This window comes from Paenibacillus nanchangensis (genome assembly GCF_046543445.1).
In the GTDB taxonomy this organism is placed as follows: Bacteria; Bacillota; Bacilli; order Paenibacillales; family Paenibacillaceae; genus Paenibacillus_AQ; species Paenibacillus_AQ nanchangensis.
In genome coordinates this window covers 1-16,804 of sequence record NZ_JBHOFD010000061.1, presented here as the reverse complement: position 1 = coordinate 16,804, position 16,804 = coordinate 1, and the positions used below count along the sequence as shown (strand labels likewise).

Genomic DNA, 16,804 nt, shown 5'->3' with positions numbered 1-16,804 from the left:
AAAACGCTGAATAATCAGCAAATAGGGTACCCTGAGTCCGGCAAGAAAGTCTTAGGGAAGGACAATGCGAAGCTGCTTCAAAATGCCTCCATTCCGCCAATCGGTACAAGTTCTTGTCTTGGCCGGGGACAGAAACTTGTACCAAATAAAAAAGCCGCTAAATTAGCGGCTCTCAATTGGAATAGTTGTCTCCCGTCTTGTCTCCCGACAAGAATTCTCTTTATTGATTCCATTAGAAGTATTTAGTTTACATATTCCGTTGTTGTTTCAACTAGTGATTGGTGTTTAGATTGGTGTTTTAAATTGGTTAATCCCTCTCCGCCCCTTCCATCAACGCGCGGTAAAACCGCTCGGGATCGGCGTGGCCGGGAAGCCCGGATACCTGGCCGTCTCCCGCCTCGATTACCGTCCAGTCTCCCGCCGCCGTCCGGGCGATGTCCATCGTAAAAAACGCGCTGTCCAGCTTCTGCGCCAGCTCTGTAAACCGGATGAGATCCGGCATCTCCTGTTCATACTCTGCTTCATCCCAATAGGCCGCGTCCGCAATCAGGCGGTGATGCAGAAAAAACAGCCGGTATTCGTTTGACAGCGGCATTCCGCTTTTGGGATGTACGGCAAGCTGCTCCAGCGGGACAAATTCGCGGATAACTAGTCCGCCGCTCAGCTCCGATCCCTGGCGTTCAACGAAATTTCGCAGCACGGTCATCGCCCGCTGGCGGTCAGAAGCATCCGGAATCCAGCAGGCCTCCTCCCATTCATGCTTCCGGGATTTCACATAATCCTTGATCAGCACGGGACCTGCGCCAAAAACATTCATCCGCTCGTAAACCGCCGCCAGCCCTTCATCCAGCTCCGCTTCCTCCACCCAGATGCTGCGCGGCGTAGCTTCCCGGATCGCCTCATAAGCATACGGAAAATAGTGGCCGTTCCGGTACTGCTCCGGCGTATTGATCAGGACGGCGCCGCGCCGGAGCAGCTCGGCATACAAACCCGCATACACCTGCGGCTTCATCATCCAGCCCCGGTAGACAAACGTCTCCGGCGTATCCAGGACCGGGATCTGCTTGACCGCCCGCGCATATGCCCCGCCCAGCGCATCTTCCAGGGAAAACAGATGAACGTCCAGCCCCAGTTTGCGGGCGCATTCGTACTCCTGCAGGTAATCCGGATCAACCGACTTTCCATTCAGCGGATCACTGCAAAACAAAATTCGCATGTTGTACCTCCTTCTACAGCCGCGGGTCAATCTCCCGCTCCTGTGCGACCTCGAACAGCAGATTGGCCGCAATCTCTTTATATTCCTCATGGTCGGGCCCAATCTGGCTGTACGGGATGCCGAGCAGCTGCCGGCCCAGCCGGTATTCGTTCAGTGAAGTCCGCAGCTTCCGGGTGATATTTTTTTGCTTCACCAGCTTGCGGTATTTATGCGGGAACCGGTAGTCGTAGCCGTAAATAATCGACAGGTAGGCCGGATTCCGTACTTTCATATAAGGCACGGTCTCCCCGTCCCAGCGCTCGGGTTTGATCACTATACCTTCCATCTGGTTCTCCAACGTCAGCTTGGCAAAAAAACGCTCCGCCTCATCATAAGCCTGCGGATTAGTCAAATCCAGCAGAAGCGCTTCGTCGTCCGACAGCAGGCGGTACATCTCGGACGTCTCCCAATCCGGCTGCTCTTCCCGCCCGTCTTCGTAGACGAGCTTCAGCACGGCAAACGGTTTATATTCCATCTCGCCAGCCTGGGCGTACAGCTCCAGCTGCCGTTTGTACGTCGCGTAAGCCTCTTGATGGACGGACAACGGAACGGCGGTTTCCCGGACATCGTGCACATGCTTGTAAGTCTGGTACACGGCGGCCCCGTATTTGCCGCTCAGCGCCGATTTGGCGGTGTGGTACTGATCCTGCTCGAAGCCGCTCGCTTCGTAATCCGCGATCAGACTGCCGAGCGCGGCTTCAAAGCCGTTCGCTGCAAGGAACGCAAGCTCCGTTTCCAGCGCTGCTCCAATCGGCTTGAACTGGCGTTCAATCAGCCCTTCGCCCATTGCCATCCACGGCATCAGCTCGCCGTCCAGAATCATCAAAGCGATGCCCCGCTCCTCCATAAAACCTTCAAACCGGCTCCGGAGAGCGCTATAGATGCCGGACAAATCCACCTGCTGAATTTTATAGCCGTTGCGGCTGACCGCAAAACACTGCTCCGGATTCCGGTGCAGATAGACGTTGCAGCGGGAGCCCATGTACTTCGGCTGGAGATGAACGCGGGCCACGCCCCGTTCATGGAAATAGTCCAGCCCGCGCTGGAGCGATTCCAGCTCGTTTGTATCTGTCTTTTTATCCGCCGGCGACATCGTGCCGGAAATAAAGTTGATCCGGTTGCGGGAGCAGTACCGCAGGCGGCGCAGCTCGTCTTCGCCGAGGTCCCGGACCGATACAGTCCGCTTCTGCCGAAACAGCACCGGCAGTTCTTCGGTAAGGACGGCGGCGGCGGATTTGTGTGCTTTTAGCACCGGCTTATACGTGATGCGGACAGATGTCAGCTGATTCCCGTGCACAGCCCCAGTGTCGATATGCAGCTTGTTGCGGAGCCGGAACGCTTGCTTTGCCGCAATATGTCCGAAAATGTGGTACGGGTGATTGCCGACCGCTTCCTCCTGAAGAAAAACCAGCTGCTCTTCGTACGGCTCCTCCCGGTTCAGCCGGAACGTGCGCTGATGCCGGAGCGCGCCAGAGTCCAGCTTACCGATGTATTTATTCCGGCAGGGCGCGTGCGTCACATAAAAAGATGGGCCGTCCGTTCCCGCATACCGGTAAAATGGGCGGGACAAGGCGACGAGTTCCTGGAATTTCCCCAGCAGTTCCTCGTCCTGCTGCAGCGTCTGCACTGAATCGAAATACGAGTGCAGAAGCGTCTGCTCTACGCCGCGGATTTCCCCCCGCATATATTTGGAAACAAAATTTTCGTGATTGCCGAGTACAAAATAGAATACCTCCCGGTTCTCGTACAAAAACCGGATAATCTCTCCGCTCCGCTTCCCTTTGTCGATCCAGTCGCCAACCAGCACGCATTTTGTCCGTTTCAGCCGGTCGGGCACAATTACCCTGCCCGCTTCGATTTTGAAGCCGTAATCAAGCAGCAGCCCTTTCAGGTCATCAACGCATTCATGGACGTCGCCAATCAGGATATACTCTTGATCCTGCGGCAGCACCGTGTCCAGGTAGTCCTCCAAATCCTCAATTACCACCCGGTAGTCCGGATTGGCTTCACCTCCCGGAAGCAGGAAGTCTTTTGCGCGGACGCGGTGTACTTTGGCGTAGCCTTCGCGGGCGAGCGAGCCGAGCACTTCTTTTTTGAGCCGGTTAATGTGGGTGGTAATCAGCCGCTTTGAGCGTTCCGATGCGTAATAATCCCCCCGGTTCCGGTAATCGAACAAAATGACCTCTACGTTATAATGGTTTTGCTCAGCAATCTCGCGCACCTTTTGCCGGAAATCCTCCGCCAGTCCAGTTGTGTCAACCACTGCAAACTCCGCGTTAACGGGAAAGGACGTTACCATCTTCAGCCGCTCGAACAGCAGATGGAACGCCTGCCCGCTGGCCTCCAGCATGTTCTGGTCATATTTATCGTAATCGTAGCCCAGCACCTCCTGCCGGATCCGGTCGGAGGAAAGATACTGAATGTTCGAACGCACACCGCGGGCGGCGTCTTCGAACCGCAGTGCAGGCATCAGCACTTTTTCAGCAAAAGTTGTCTTGCCGCATTCGGTAGACCCGATCAGCAGGAAAATCGTATGCACTTTAGTCCGGATATCCATAAGTCAGGCCCCCTGTCTCTGTAAAATAACGCCCTGCGTCGTCTGTATGCCTTCCACGCTGTCCCCGATATGCACAAATTCGGCATTAAGGTCCTGCCCTTCGAGGGTATCCAGCATCCACTGGCGAAAATCCGCGCCGCCCAACTCCCACTTATGGTCGTCATGGCGGAAGCTGCTCAGCTCGTAATACCGGTTGAAATCGGCGTTAGGTGTCGTAATAATAAACCGGTCAAAATCGACCTCCGCGCAAATCTGCCGGATCAGCGTCCGGGCTTCGTCCAGGCTCATATGCTCGATCACTTCGGTCATTATGACATCCACCCGCTCCTTGTCGTATGTCGCAAGGAATTCGTCCAACGAGCTGTAGGCGGCGATGTTGTCGGCGTCTTTGGCCTCCGCTTTGCGCTTCAGCTTCTCCAGCACCTCCGGATCAATGTCGACGGCGTAGTAGCCGGCTTCGATTTTGGCGGCGAATGGCAGGGCGTAGAAGCCTTCCCCGCAGCCCACATCCAGAATCGACTTGTCGAAGGCGAGTGCGCTGCCGATAAAATTACGCCGCTGCAGCGCTGTTCCGCCGTGTGCAAACTGTATCTCGTAACGGTCTGTCCGTTCCAGCTCGGCTTTGTATTTTTTGAACCGGTCCCGCGAAGTCAAAAAATTGCGTACAAACAAGCTGCGGATATAAAACGGCGCATCGATCACCTGGATGCTGCGGATGTATTTCTCCAGCACGCTGTCCGACAGATCAAGGTACTCTTTGCCGAACATGGACAGAAACAGGCACAAAACGCTGACGGTGTGCAGCAGTTCGTAGAGACTTTTGCGGGTGGTCACAGTTAAGGTATAACTGCGGTGCGCCTGCGGAATGATTTCAAAGGTGAAGTCCTTCAGGTGTTTGGCGAACAGATCAATGTAATGGGCCCGCTCGATATGAATCAAGTTGATGAAAAAAGTGTGTTCATACCCGTCCGTGTCCTGTTCATGCCGCGCCCGCAGCGGGGCGGAAAAAAATTCGCCAATTGCGCCCAGCGGAAACAGCGGCGTATTGTACCTCGACACGTTCAGGTATTCGAACTCCTCGTGTTCGTTTTGTTTGTAGGACACCTCGTTATCCGCGTCCTTAAAGTAGACATTGTATGTACCGGCGCCGCTGTACCAGCCGTAAGCCATTCCTTTGCGGATGGACCGGAGCATCATGCCGGAGGCCGGGTTCTTTTTGATGAGGAATGAAAATTGCGGGTGAGTCGACCGGACTTGCACGATAGCCATTTTGTTCCCTCCTTGTTTCTGTTAGTTATATAGACTGAACTTGAAATGTACAGGTAGACTGGGGCTGCCACTGCGGCACTTTGGGACTTCCGGTTGCTGTTATTTTCGGAGTTCTTGAATGGTATTCCTGATTTAGCGGGAGAACTCCGAAAATAAAGGCAAACGCGTTCGCTCCTCCATCTCCAAATTGCCTCCGTGCCATCCCCGCCATCCTGTGAATAAGTAGTTCAGTCTGGATAGGTCGTAAAACTCCGGAAATGCAGGCAAATGCTCCGCTCCTCCATCTCCAAATTGCCTCCGTGCCTGCTCCTCTTTCCTGTCATTCTATCATTCAGTCTATAACGTCAGCCGAACCGCTGTCCGGATATAACTCGAGCACCCGGTCATAAATGAATTTACGGAACGTCATTTCGGTACGCTCGACCTCCGCCAGATCGTCATGGTATAAAAAGCCGACCTCCCAGCCCTCTTCTGGCAGAAAAACAAGCGCAATACCGGCGTGGGTGGTGCCGAACTGAAGCAGCTTGGTCTCCTCGTCCAAAAATTCATGCAGACTCTCGTCCAGCAGCTCTTCCGGCTCCACCGGCTCGCCAAAAATCGTGAACAGCTCATCCAAAATACCGCCTTCGCCGATTTCGCTCAGATAAGTTAAATACTCTTCCGGAATACCGGGATAATCCTGGCGCAATTTTACCAGCTGTTCCGCGCTATAGCGTTCCCGCTGATGCTGGATCAGCGAGTGGTCCAGATGCTGTTCTTCCCGGTTTAAAAGGGTGATGATCTGTTCGTACATAAACGTTATGGGCCTCCTTCTCCTACTACGCCCCTTCCCCGCTGCCGCATTGACAGTCCTGCAAACCGGGGTTAGCATGCTAACATAACCTAAATCTATGATAGAAAGAGTGTGCAAAGTCAAATGAACCTGTCTCAATTGCAGCAGATTAAGCCGGACTCTATCCAACTTGATTTTTCCTCCGCGGAAAGCGAACTGGGCTTCACGCTGTGCAGCGGAATCCGAAGCTTGTATTCCCGGACTTTCGGCGATACCGCCGAAAGCGTGCTCGACCTGAAAGAAGGTCTCCATACCATTCCACAGGGCGGCCGCTTCGACAACTGGTTTTCCTTCAACGAATGCGAAGGCCCCTGCGAGGTGACGCTGGATCTGCCGCCATCCGCCGGGCAGGCGGGCGAGTGGATCGTCCGCGCCTTCCGCGAATGGACGGGTGGCAACGATTTTGGGCGGAGAATGCTGATCGGCACGTTTTTCCTGAACATCGGCGATATCTGTATCGTGCTGAACAACGATACGAACCAGGTCGAATGGGTCGACTGCGGGTACGGCTACTTCGATGTCTATGAAGAAAATCCGCACGGCGTTATGGCTGGTTCAATCGAGGAGTTCCTTGCCTTTTTCCAGTAACTGCACCGGCAGCCGTACCGGCAGCCGCGAAGCCTCACTGGTTTCCCCATGCTTCCTGGAGTGCCGAGCGGAACAGGGTGTTTGCCTGCTCCAGCGTGGTTCCCCCGCCCGCCGGCAGCTTGGGGGCCAGCTGTTCGTACGTTTTAAGCTTCTGTTCAAGGAACTGGTTAAGCGCGTCGATTCTCGGCTGGTCGTCCAGCTCATCGCCGGCCATTTTCCGGGCCAGCAGCTCCTCGATTGCCCCCTTCAGCCCGGTTCCCTCCGGAACCAGCCAATCCACCAGCGTTCCGAATTCAATCGGCGGCATTTCGCCGTAGGTTTCGATCCATTCACAGGCCAAGATCGGACGCAGCACGTAAAAATATTTTTTCAGCCGGACGCGCTCACCCTGCAAATAATCCCTGTAGTTCCCTCTCGCCATATGCAGATAATGATACATGCAGGAGCGGGGCGAAAAGGTCAGCGGGGACAGCTTGCGAATCTGCCCGGCAACAGACAAGACCTCATGGTAGATGATGGGCGACTGCAGCCATTCCAGTAGCGGCGGGTTGGATTTGCGGAACAGACGAAGCGCTTTTTTCAGATCCCAGCCGCTTACGTCCAGCAGGCTGCTGATCGGCCGTTCAATCACGTCCCGTCCTTCCTCAATCGACAAATACCACTCCGGCCGCCGGATATATAAAAACCGGACATCGTAGTCGCTGTCTTTCGACGGAAAACCCCAGGCCCGGCTGCCCGATTCGCACGCGTACAAAATCCGCACGCCTTCCTCCGTTTCGATGGTGTGCAGTGCTTGCATGATTTGTTCATTGATGGCGGTCATGCGGATGCGCCTCCTTTTTTCTTCGGTTAAGATGGTTATCGCTCTAAAATAGCTACTGTTATTTTCGCTTATTTCCCCGGCGATGAACATGGCGAAAGTATTACGAGGTCATCCCCGGATTCCAGTATTTCACTGCCTAGCTGTATTTCACTGTCTACCTGTATTTCACTGTATTCCTGTATTTCAACGGTTCGGTTCATATAATGAAGCCCAGGCTCCATCAGCCCCTCAGCGGCCAGCTTCCCCCAACTAAATAACAAAAAGACCAGCCGGAAGGGGTACCGGTTGGCCCAAATGGATCTGGAATTTTGAATCTGCATGTATGCGAACCATCTATAAATATCCTGTTCCTCAAACCCCTACAAACGCAGAGATGGCAGCGAACACGGCGGCCACAATCCAGAGAATCGGGAACACTTTAAAAATCACCTTCAGCCATTGTCCAAAATTGATCCGCGCAATGGCCAAGCCTGCCAGCAGCACGCCGCCTGTAGGCGAGATCAGGTTCGTTAACCCGTTGCCGAACTGATACGCGGTAACAACGGCTTCGCGGTTGATGCCGACCAGATCGCCAAGCGGAGCAAGCACCGGCATCGTCAAAGCGGCTTCGCCCGACGAAGAGGGCACAAGGAATGTGATGATGTTATGCACAAGCAGCATAATCGTGGTGAACAGATAGCTTGGCAGTCCTTCCAGCAGGTTCGCCAGCCCGTTCAGAATGGTGTCGATGATCATGCCGTCTTCAGCTACAACAAGAATTCCGCGGGCCAATCCGATAATCACCGCCGCGTAAATGAACTCGCCGCAGCCTTTAACAAAGTTCTCTGCCAGCTCTTTTTGCTTCATGCCGGTAATGAGGCCCGAAAAAATCCCGAACGCGAAAAACAGCGCCCCGATTTCGGTCATGTACCAGCCCTTGGACAGGATGCCCCACACAATCAGGCCCAGCGTGGCGATAAACCCGCCAATAATCCATTTATCCCGAAGCGTGAAGACCACTGCCGCTCCGTCACTTTCCTTCACAAACTGCTCGCGGTTAATCAAATCATTGGCATAAACCGCCGATTTTTCGGGGTTCTTTTTCACCCGCCGGGCGTACCACATTGTAAATCCTATAGAAATTGCCGTAAAGACCACCCACTCGATGAAGCGCAGCCACAACTGGGGATTGCCCTGCACGCCGGCCACACCTTGCGCGATCAGCACCGAAAACGGATTGACCGTAGAACCGACATAACCGATCTGCGTGCCGAGGAACAAAATCAGGATCGCAGTCATCGAGTCGAAGCCGAGCGCAAACATGAGAGGAATAAAAATAGCATACAGCGGAATGATCTCTTCACTCATCCCGAAGGTGGAGCCGCCAAGACTGAAGATAATCATCGCAATCGGGATTAGCAGAATCCCCCGGTTTTTCAGCTTGCCGGCCAGTGCCGCGAGCGCCCGGTCAATGGAGCCGGTCTGCAGGATAATGCCGAACGCCCCGCCGACGACCAGGACGAACGCCACAACGTCAGCCGCATTAATGATCCCTTTCATTGGAGCGCTGGCGATTGCCGTAAGCCCTTGTCTTAAATCCGTATCGCCCGAAACCTTCGGAACGGTCTGGAACGTGCCGGGGACAATCGCCGTTTTTACCTGTCCGTCCACCGTAACTTCCTGGCGTTCAAATTGGCCGCTTGGCACAATCCAGGTCAACGCCGCAACGGCAATAATGATGAAGAAGATCAGGGTATAGCTGTGGGGTAACGACAAGGCCCATTTTTTCTTGGCAGCTTTCATTGTTTTAGCTGTTTCCATACGATCCCCTCATTATTCCAGTATGGTTATGCGTAACTTTCCCTGCGGCCAACGTCAAAATCACCTGGGCGTCCCGGATTTCGGCAGCGCCGGCTTTCAGCAGGTCCCGGTCAAACACCGCGATATCCGCGTATTTTCCAGGTTCCAGGCTGCCGGTGCTTTCGGCCATATAGCAGTGTTCTGCGCCGTTAATCGTCCATGCCTTCAGTACCTCATGCGGCGGCATGCCGAACTCGGGATACCAGCCTTCCGCGGGGGAGCCGTCGGGGAACCGCCGGTGAGAAGCCGCGTAGAGCGAATCCGGAACACTGGTCATAAACAGCGGCAGGTCGGTGCCGATCGTAACCGGAACGCCGGCTTTCAGCATGGAATCGTAATTGTAGAACCGGTATTCGTTGGCTTCTCCCGCCACTTCAGCCATATAAGCCGCATCATGGGAAGGGTTCAGCAGCAGAATTTGCGCATAAACTTCGGCAAAAATCCCGAGTTTCCCCATCCGCACCAAATCATCGGGATGCGGGTATTCCAGATCGCTGATCGAATGGCGGACCGTCTGGCCGGTGCGGCGGCGGCATTGTTCCAGCATGTCCACCGCCCGGCGGATCGCTGCGTCGCCTTCCGCGGTCAAGCAGCATTTTATTCCGTGGCTGTCCGCCAACAGCACGGCTTCCTCAATCGGGGCATAATCCACGGGGCGCAGGTTGGTCACGCCCGGCAGATCCGCATAAGGCTCCAGCATATCTCCGGTATGATCGGCCACGACTCCGTCCAGCATCAGCTTATACCCCTGGAACCGGAGCTTGTCGCTGTTGTACCGCTGTTTATAATCCACACCTGCATCCATGTCGAAAGGATGAAGCACCGGCTCCAGTGCAAAATGTACCCGGATCGGCAGCTCTCCCGCCGCCTCCAGCTCGTTTAGAACCGGCAGCAGTCCCTCATACCGGTCAAACCCGATGTCTTTGATGGAAGTGACGCCCCGCCCGGCCAGCATGGTGCAGAAATCGAGGAACTCCTGCTTCAGCATCTCCTTATCCTTCATCATTTCTTCCAGCAGCAGGGCACGTGCTTCAGCGCTGCACTGATCCGGTGTAAACCGGTACCGTTCTTCCGCCGCCCGGTTCATCCAGCAGTAACTTTTGCTGTCGTTGATAGCGACAACGGCCAGGCCGGGAAAATGCTCATCCAGGAGTTTCTGTTCAGGGGCTTGTCCCCATACTTCCCGGTTCCATCCGAAAGCGTATACATTTTGCTCTGGCGGAAGCTTTTTGGATTCGTCCAGCAGCCGCTGCAGACCCTCCTCCACCGACCGGGTCGACGACAGGTCAATCCCGCGGTGCATGGACATGTATCCTGTAAAAAACACATGATTATCGTGAACGCCAGGCATCACAAAAGCATCCTTCAAATCATGTACCTCGGTGTCCGGCCCAATCCAGGATGCGGCTTCATCGGGCGCTCCAACGGCGACAATCCGGTCCTTCCGTATGGCTACAAAAGCAGGGCGTGCCTGTGCTTCGGTACCGGTAAACACATTGGATGAGATTAGGACCCGGTCGGCGGCGTCGATAGGCGTATTTTTCATACTCGTACCTCCTTTACCAATATAATACGTATTATGTCGTTATATACAGGGGCATCTGATCCCCCTATTTCCGAGGAACAGACGCCCGTATGCAATTTTCGAACCTCCGGAGGGCTACAGCGAGAATTGGTAGCGGTCGCCGATAATATACTGCTTGCCCGCATGAACCGGCTGGTCATTTTGGTCATAAATGACGGTCTTCATATAAAACAGCGCTTCGCCAATCGGAATCTCCAGCAGCTTGGCCTGCTGCTCATCCGCCAGCGTGAGCTGCAGGATCGTTTCGCCCGGTTTGCTGGGATCGATTTGGTATTTGGTGCGCAGCAGATCGTAAAGGGAACCGTCCAGCGGCTCATGCATCAGAAACGCAAACCGGCTGTAGTCAAAATAGTTGTTCTCCAGCATAAGCGGCAGGTCGCCGGCATATCTTTTGCGCTGGATGTACAGCACCTGGTCACCCGGACGCAGCCGCAGCAGCTCTGCGGTTTCATGATCCGCCTTCAGAAGCTTGCGCTCCGTCACAATGCTCTGGGAAGGAAGCCCGCTATCCTGGCATGCGGCGGAGAAGCTGATGACATGGTCGATTTTACGGCCGACACGGGGCGTGTTAACGAAGGTGCCCTTGCCCTGCCGCTTCACCAGATAGCCTTCCTGAACCAGCTCCGCAACGGCTTTGCGCACCGTGATCCGGCTGACCGAATACATCTCGCTAAGCTCCGTTTCGGTCGGGATCTGGTCGCCTTCCTTGAAGGTTCCGTTCTGGATGGCGGACTGGATCGCTTTTTTTAACTGGATATATAAAGGTTGTTCGTTCCCCGCGTTTAACATGGCGTACCCTCACTTATCATATAACGTTATAAGCTCATTATAGTTAGAGTAGCAAACGCCTTCATTTTTAACAAGCGGAGATCGAAATTGAAGCCTCTGCCCATGTCACGGTTAGTGCGTCACGGTTGTTCGTCACGGGTTAATACGTCCCTGTTAGCATTTGCGTTATTGCGTCGCAGGTTAATACGACTCGGCTTAATACGTTACGCCAAATCCGAAGGAGCCTTCGACCAGGCAGCTGTTGGCCGCCAGCTTGGAGCCTTCCCGCATCGCCGCGCCAATGTCTTTGTCAGACAGATGACTCAGCAAAAATCCGGTAATATACGAATCCCCTGCGCCCATCGTATCGACCGCTTCAATTTTTTCGGGCGTCTGGTAATGGAACTGCTCTCCGTCATAAGCAACAGACCGGTCGCCTCCGCGTGTCGCCACCAGGATTTGTCCTGCATGATGGCGTTTGGAAGCCAGGTACTCTTTAGTTTGCTCCTCCGTCATATGGCTGCAGGAAAAAAACGCATAATCCACGTAAGGGATACACCGGTCCACCTGCTCATCCTCAAAATCGTCGGAGAAGTCGAAGGACAGCGGAATGCTCAAGCCCTGCAGGCCGGCAAGCAAATGTCCCGTATGGCTGTACAATCCGGTGTGAATGATATCGAAGCTCTGAATATATGCCTTGTCGTCTTCGCTCAGTGTAATCGGATGCAGCCGGGTAACACCGCCTTCATTACTGCCCAGAAATACCCGGTCTCCTTCTTCAAGCGTCACTCTGGCGCAGCCGTTTTCGCCGCTGTGGTATCTGCATCTGGAGATGTCGATCTCCAGCTCCCGCAGCGTGTTAACGACATGCTTGCCTTCATTGTCGTCGCCGAAGACGCCGATGAATGCCGCTTCCGCTCCGGCTTTTTTGGCGAACACGCTGAAGTTGAGCGCATTGCCGCCCGGATACATCGTCCGGAGGTGGACGTATTTGTCCACCACGTTATCTCCAATGCCTAGTGCTCTCACTTCGAATCCCCCCAATTAGTAAGCTACTTTGCCCATATAACGCCGGGTTTCCAGCGGGTGATTCCGGACTTCCGCCAGCGCTTCGCGGTACACGCACACGATGCTGTAGAACAGAACCGGATTAAAGAATTCCACAACCTGCTCGGAGATGGTCGAGATGCCAAGCTCTTTTGCGTCGATAATTTCGTATTTTTCAGCGTATTGGTTCAGGAATACCCGTACCCGCTCGTCCAGCGCCCGGGTTCTGCCTTCATTCATCATGAGGATAAACGGCGTTTCTTTGTCGGTAACTTCGAACGGACCGTGGAAGAATTCGCCGGAATGAATGGAAGACGCGTTCAGCCATTGCATTTCCATCAGAGAGCAGATCGCAAATCCGTAGGCATGTCCATAGGAAGCGCCGCTGGTCAGGATGTAGTACAGGTCTTCTTCACGGTATTTGTCAGCAAAAGCGCGGGCACGGTCGGCAACCTGTTTTTTACCTTGGACGATAATGCCGTTGATCATATCCAGTCCTTTGCGGAACGCTTCATAATGCGCATAACCTTCGGCAGCTTGGAGCAGTTCAACGCTGAGCTCCAGGATAATGGCCATAGGGTTGTCCTTCACATCGCTGTCATTTCCCCATTCATACAGGAAGTCAAAATCGGAATAATCCAGCAGCTTGGCTTCGCTGTTGTGCGTCAGGCCGATGGTGCGGGCGCCTTGCTCCTTGGCCACTTTGGCTGCCATGACGGATTCCGGCGTGTTGCCTCCGTGGGAGCATACGATAACGACCGACTGTTCGCCCAGGCGTTTCGGCAGCGCATGCACAAATTCGTTTGCCGTGTACATGCCCGGAACCAGCTTGCGCGCTTCGCTGTCCAGGAAATATTTCGACGGATACATATCAACGAGCGAGCCGCCGCACGCTACAAAATACACTTCCGAAATGCCGTCCTTCATCTGTTCATTGATCGTTTGGATCACTTGTTGTACTTTCATTATGTTCGCTCCTTTTTATATAACGTTATATAACGTATTATCTACAGGTCTAATATAATCGCTTTCATTCCTCCTGTCAACGAGTTTTTTGAATCCCCTTTCAAGAAAGCACGCAGAGAGACTTTTCCAATTCGCCCCGCTCACCTGTTACAATAGAAGGGAATGATTTCAATCGGAGGCTCTTATGGCAAAAGAAAGCTTTGACAAGGAAATCCAGTTTCTGCGCATGCTGGCTTTAACGAGCGGCGCGTTCAGCCGGCAGCAGTTCGCCGACCGGCTCGGCATCTCGGTTCATACGTTCGACAAAACGCTGCGGCGGCTGAAGGACATCGCGGATGCGGTGCACCCGTCTCTGCCGCAGGACCAGAAGCAGGCGTTTGCCGATACGCTCCGGTACAGCTATTACGATTCCGCCGACCCGATGCTGCTGTTCCTGTTCCGGGCCAAATCGGTTAAGGAATCGGAAAGCCAGCGCATCTCCCTGATGCTGGCGGCGCTCAACGACGCTCCGCACACGGCGCTGGAGCTGCTGGACATCTGCTGCGAAGGGCTGTCCGCCGATCTGCCCCCTTGCGACGAAAAGACGGTACGCTCCGACCTGAAGTATCTGGAGGAAGTTGGCGTCATCCGCAAGGAAGCGGGCACCCGCCCCTTCCGCTATCACCTGCGCAGCGAACTGGTGAGTGCTTTACCGGAGGAGGAACTGCTGGATTTGTATGATTTTGTGGACGTGATGGCCAATACCCAGGTTCCTTCGGTTCAAGGCTATCTGCTGCGTGACGGGCTAAAAAAAGAGCTGCTGCGCCGCGGAACGGAAAAAGAAACCATGGAGCCGTTCCTGTACAAATATCATTATTATTCGCGTATTTTGGATGAAGCGCATTTGTTTCCGCTGCTCCGGCACATCCGGGAACACCGCCAGATCCGGTTTGTGTACTACTCCCCGAAGTCGGAGCAGAGCTACGCCTCCCGCAACACCAATCCGATGTTCGAGCGGGAAGCCCCAGGCAGAGAGATCTCCGCGCTGCCCTTAAAAGTCGTTTACGACCACCAATACGGGCGGTGGTATCTGCTGGGTACCGGACGCGGCGGCCTGCGAAAATACCGGATGGAGGGCATTACCCAGCTGGAGGCGGGCGAGCCGGTAAGCGAAACGCAGTTCCGCCAGCAGACGGAAAGCCTGATGCAGAAGCTGCGGTACAGCTGGCTGATCGATACCGGCAGGCCGGTAACGGTGCGCGCCCGTTTTTACCATCCGCTGGAGCGGAACGAGCCCAACTTCATCAAAGACCGTGTGCTGCTTCAAGGACAATGGGGACAGATTGTGGAGGAAGACGACACTTCGTTCCTGTATGAGATTACCGTTAACGGAACAAGCGAAATCAAGCCTTGGCTCCGCAGCTTCGGCTCCAGCTGTGAGGTGCTGGAACCGCCCCGGCTTCGTGAAGAAATGATCGAGGAATGGAAAGAGATTCAGGCGTATTATGAGTGATCGGGGAACGAAAGGAGAATCGGGCGTACATGAATCCGTTTGAAAAAATATTTAACTACCAGCTGCTCTCCCGGCTGGACGATTCCGGCGTCTCCGTCACCACTTCGCAGGAGCGGTCCTGGCTGAAGTCGATGCTCGCGCATCCAGCTGCCGGTGAAGCCTTCACCTCCTCTGCCCTGCAGAAGCTGGAGCGCATTCTGGAAGACGATCCGGTGATGGATACCGGCGACCTGATCGAAAAAGCCCGCAGCCTCGACAAACAGACCTACCACCCGCTGCTGCCTCCCCTGCTCCGGCATATCCGGAACAAAGACGGGCTGCGCCTGACGTATGAGGTAAAAAGCGGCGACGTGCGGGCGAACCGCTGGGTCCTGCCCTATAAGCTGGAGTATTCAATGGTCAAGCGGGAATGGTATCTGCTCTGGTACCCGCTTCCTTCGAACAACCGGCCGCTGCACTGCGTCCGGCTGAGCCGGATCCATTCAGTGGAGGTGGAGCCGATCTCGCAGAAGCGGGCGGACGAACTGCTTGGTTACATCCAGCGCAGACTCCATTCCCGCACCCGGCGGGTGGGCCTTGAGATTGTCCCCATGTACAACGGGGAGCTGTCCAGAATTCTGTACGCGTTGTCGAGCTTCGAAAAAGAAGTCGTCTACGATGAAGCGGCAGACACCTACCGGGTGAACATCTTCCTGCCGGCCGACGAATTCGAGTATCTGCTTTCCAAGCTGCGTTTTTTGGGCAAACGGGTGCGGATCGTGCAGGGCGATTATCTGCTGAGACGGATGAAAGAGACGGCAGCGATGGCGCTGGGCCGGTACGGCGTATCCGCGTCCGCGCCGGAGAATTCTGCGGGGACCGGAGACGGAGAAGCCTGCGGAGGCGAAGGAACAGACGCTGCTTCCGGCTAGTGGAGCGGATGGAAGCGGGTCTTCTCCGGGGTAGGTGTGGGGAAAACATATTTTAGAAGGAGACATGACATTTGAAACCACAATCCATGTTTACGAGGATCGGCAGCTGGTGTCTGCTGATGATTATGCTTTTCGGCGCGTTTGTACCGGCGGCCGAAGCCGCAGCGCAAAGCAAACTGAATCTAAGCACCGCCGAACGCGGCAAACTGGGCTTGTTCCTCAGCAATTTTTCGGAACTGCAAATGACCGCATGGGACAGCGCCAAACCCGATACTGCGGCTTTAATTCGTTTCGGAGTATGGCATAACTATCTGAACAACTTCGATACTGCCATTTCCAGCACCAAGGAAGGCAAGCTGTACATCTCCAAGGACAAAGTCGCCGCGTCGGTCAACAAATACTTTAAGCTGCCGCTGACCCGGCATGCGTCCACCAAGGAATACACTTTTAACGGAAAAGGTTACGTGTTCGACGGCGCCGATGGGGAACCGGTGAATTATGTGCGGGTTCATGAAGTCTACAAGCTCCAGACAGGCGGCTATAAAGTGCTGGGCAAACTGTATAATCCGGACGTAGAAGAAGCGGAGGAATTCGGCAAGGTAACCGCCACTGTACGTAAAGTAACGGAAAAGGGCAGCAGCCGGTACATCTTGTTGAAGCTGGATATCCGGTATTAATCGAGTTCTGCTTCCACAACTTTTTTATACCCTTACTAACTCAACTTTCGCAGAGCGAAAATCAGCTACGCTCCAGTCCTGGCGCGGATTTCCCCAATAAAGCAATCGTTTATCTCAAGGCGTATCTGCCGATCTCAGGCTGCGAAAGTTGAGTTACTAAAAGCATCACTTTGTACATAACCCTTTGGAACGAAT

At 54.4% G+C, this 16,804-nt stretch carries 15 protein-coding genes; 5 read left to right on the top strand and 10 right to left on the bottom strand.

All coding sequences use genetic code 11. The annotated features are described in order from the left end of the window. Window positions 1-246 (top strand): hypothetical protein (locus ACE6ED_RS28665; protein WP_410830861.1); only part of this gene is annotated, 246 nt, incomplete at its 5' end. Window positions 247-307: 61 nt separating this feature from the next. Here the strand turns inward: ACE6ED_RS28665 and ACE6ED_RS28660 are convergent. The 4 genes from ACE6ED_RS28660 to ACE6ED_RS28645 form a co-directional block, all read right to left on the bottom strand. Then, window positions 308-1,216: an ATP-grasp domain-containing protein gene (locus ACE6ED_RS28660; RefSeq protein ID WP_410830860.1), complete on the bottom strand. Its 909-nt coding sequence runs from the start codon at window positions 1,214-1,216 to the stop codon at window positions 308-310. Between the two features lie 13 nt (window positions 1,217-1,229). Next, window positions 1,230-3,812 (bottom strand): metallophosphoesterase, encoded by a 2,583-nt coding sequence (locus ACE6ED_RS28655; protein WP_410830859.1) that lies wholly within the window; start codon window positions 3,810-3,812, stop codon window positions 1,230-1,232. A 3-nt stretch (window positions 3,813-3,815) separates the two neighbouring features. Continuing rightward, window positions 3,816-5,081, bottom strand: coding sequence for a class I SAM-dependent methyltransferase (locus tag ACE6ED_RS28650; protein ID WP_410830858.1), 1,266 nt, complete (start codon window positions 5,079-5,081; stop codon window positions 3,816-3,818). 331 nt (window positions 5,082-5,412) lie between these two features. Beyond that, window positions 5,413-5,874, bottom strand: coding sequence for a hypothetical protein (locus ACE6ED_RS28645; RefSeq protein ID WP_410830857.1), 462 nt, complete (start codon window positions 5,872-5,874; stop codon window positions 5,413-5,415). Between the two features lie 123 nt (window positions 5,875-5,997). Here ACE6ED_RS28645 and ACE6ED_RS28640 point away from each other — a divergent pair, with 123 nt between their 5' ends. Next, complete coding sequence (locus ACE6ED_RS28640; RefSeq protein ID WP_410830856.1) at window positions 5,998-6,501, top strand: hypothetical protein; 504 nt, start codon at window positions 5,998-6,000, stop codon at window positions 6,499-6,501. A gap of 34 nt (window positions 6,502-6,535) precedes the next feature. Here the strand turns inward: ACE6ED_RS28640 and ACE6ED_RS28635 are convergent, their stop codons facing one another. The 6 genes from ACE6ED_RS28635 to ACE6ED_RS28610 all read right to left on the bottom strand — a co-directional run bounded on the left by ACE6ED_RS28635 (window position 6,536) and on the right by ACE6ED_RS28610 (window position 13,529). Then, a complete protein-coding gene (locus ACE6ED_RS28635; protein ID WP_410830855.1) occupies window positions 6,536-7,324 on the bottom strand; it encodes a nucleotidyltransferase domain-containing protein in 789 nt (262 codons plus the stop codon). Window positions 7,325-7,675: 351 nt separating this feature from the next. Further along, on the bottom strand, window positions 7,676-9,124 hold the full coding sequence (locus ACE6ED_RS28630; protein WP_410830854.1) for a YfcC family protein: 1,449 nt from the start codon (window positions 9,122-9,124) through the stop codon (window positions 7,676-7,678). Further along, entirely contained in the window at window positions 9,111-10,709 is a 1,599-nt protein-coding gene (locus ACE6ED_RS28625) for an amidohydrolase (protein ID WP_410830853.1), read from the bottom strand. Before ACE6ED_RS28625 ends, ACE6ED_RS28630 begins: the two co-directional genes overlap by 14 nt. 114 nt (window positions 10,710-10,823) lie before the next feature. Next, window positions 10,824-11,537 carry a GntR family transcriptional regulator gene (locus tag ACE6ED_RS28620; RefSeq protein ID WP_410830852.1) on the bottom strand — a complete coding sequence of 238 codons (714 nt, stop codon included), beginning with the start codon at window positions 11,535-11,537 and terminating at the stop codon, window positions 10,824-10,826. A gap of 195 nt (window positions 11,538-11,732) precedes the next feature. Continuing rightward, complete coding sequence (locus ACE6ED_RS28615) at window positions 11,733-12,545, bottom strand: fructoselysine 6-kinase (RefSeq protein ID WP_410830851.1); 813 nt, start codon at window positions 12,543-12,545, stop codon at window positions 11,733-11,735. Window positions 12,546-12,560: 15 nt separating this feature from the next. Further along, entirely contained in the window at window positions 12,561-13,529 is a 969-nt protein-coding gene (locus ACE6ED_RS28610; protein ID WP_410830850.1) for an SIS domain-containing protein, read from the bottom strand. Window positions 13,530-13,713: 184 nt separating this feature from the next. Here ACE6ED_RS28610 and ACE6ED_RS28605 point away from each other — a divergent pair, with 184 nt between their 5' ends. The 3 genes from ACE6ED_RS28605 to ACE6ED_RS28595 all read left to right on the top strand — a co-directional run bounded on the left by ACE6ED_RS28605 (window position 13,714) and on the right by ACE6ED_RS28595 (window position 16,609). After that, on the top strand, window positions 13,714-15,021 hold the full coding sequence (locus ACE6ED_RS28605) for a helix-turn-helix transcriptional regulator (protein ID WP_410830849.1): 1,308 nt from the start codon (window positions 13,714-13,716) through the stop codon (window positions 15,019-15,021). A 29-nt stretch (window positions 15,022-15,050) separates the two neighbouring features. After that, the gene (locus tag ACE6ED_RS28600) at window positions 15,051-15,932 is read left to right on the top strand and encodes a WYL domain-containing protein (RefSeq protein WP_410830848.1); all 882 of its coding nucleotides are present in this window, start codon (window positions 15,051-15,053) and stop codon (window positions 15,930-15,932) included. 71 nt (window positions 15,933-16,003) lie between these two features. Then, window positions 16,004-16,609 (top strand): hypothetical protein, encoded by a 606-nt coding sequence (locus ACE6ED_RS28595; protein ID WP_410830847.1) that lies wholly within the window; start codon window positions 16,004-16,006, stop codon window positions 16,607-16,609. Window positions 16,610-16,804 lie beyond the last annotated feature (195 nt).

What these genes read in the sequence shown, in the direction of transcription:
- ACE6ED_RS28660 (WP_410830860.1), bottom strand. Translation starts at nt 1,216, where the DNA reads ATGCGAATTTTGTTTTGCAGTGATCCGCTGAATGGAAAGTCGGTTGAT.
- ACE6ED_RS28655 (WP_410830859.1), bottom strand. Translation starts at nt 3,812, where the DNA reads ATGGATATCCGGACTAAAGTGCATACGATTTTCCTGCTGATCGGGTCT.
- ACE6ED_RS28650 (WP_410830858.1), bottom strand. Translation starts at nt 5,081, where the DNA reads ATGGCTATCGTGCAAGTCCGGTCGACTCACCCGCAATTTTCATTCCTC.
- ACE6ED_RS28645 (WP_410830857.1), bottom strand. Translation starts at nt 5,874, where the DNA reads ATGTACGAACAGATCATCACCCTTTTAAACCGGGAAGAACAGCATCTG.
- ACE6ED_RS28640 (WP_410830856.1), top strand. Translation starts at nt 5,998, where the DNA reads ATGAACCTGTCTCAATTGCAGCAGATTAAGCCGGACTCTATCCAACTT.
- ACE6ED_RS28635 (WP_410830855.1), bottom strand. Translation starts at nt 7,324, where the DNA reads ATGACCGCCATCAATGAACAAATCATGCAAGCACTGCACACCATCGAA.
- ACE6ED_RS28630 (WP_410830854.1), bottom strand. Translation starts at nt 9,124, where the DNA reads ATGGAAACAGCTAAAACAATGAAAGCTGCCAAGAAAAAATGGGCCTTG.
- ACE6ED_RS28625 (WP_410830853.1), bottom strand. Translation starts at nt 10,709, where the DNA reads ATGAAAAATACGCCTATCGACGCCGCCGACCGGGTCCTAATCTCATCC.
- ACE6ED_RS28620 (WP_410830852.1), bottom strand. Translation starts at nt 11,537, where the DNA reads ATGTTAAACGCGGGGAACGAACAACCTTTATATATCCAGTTAAAAAAA.
- ACE6ED_RS28610 (WP_410830850.1), bottom strand. Translation starts at nt 13,529, where the DNA reads ATGAAAGTACAACAAGTGATCCAAACGATCAATGAACAGATGAAGGAC.
- ACE6ED_RS28605 (WP_410830849.1), top strand. Translation starts at nt 13,714, where the DNA reads ATGGCAAAAGAAAGCTTTGACAAGGAAATCCAGTTTCTGCGCATGCTG.
- ACE6ED_RS28600 (WP_410830848.1), top strand. Translation starts at nt 15,051, where the DNA reads ATGAATCCGTTTGAAAAAATATTTAACTACCAGCTGCTCTCCCGGCTG.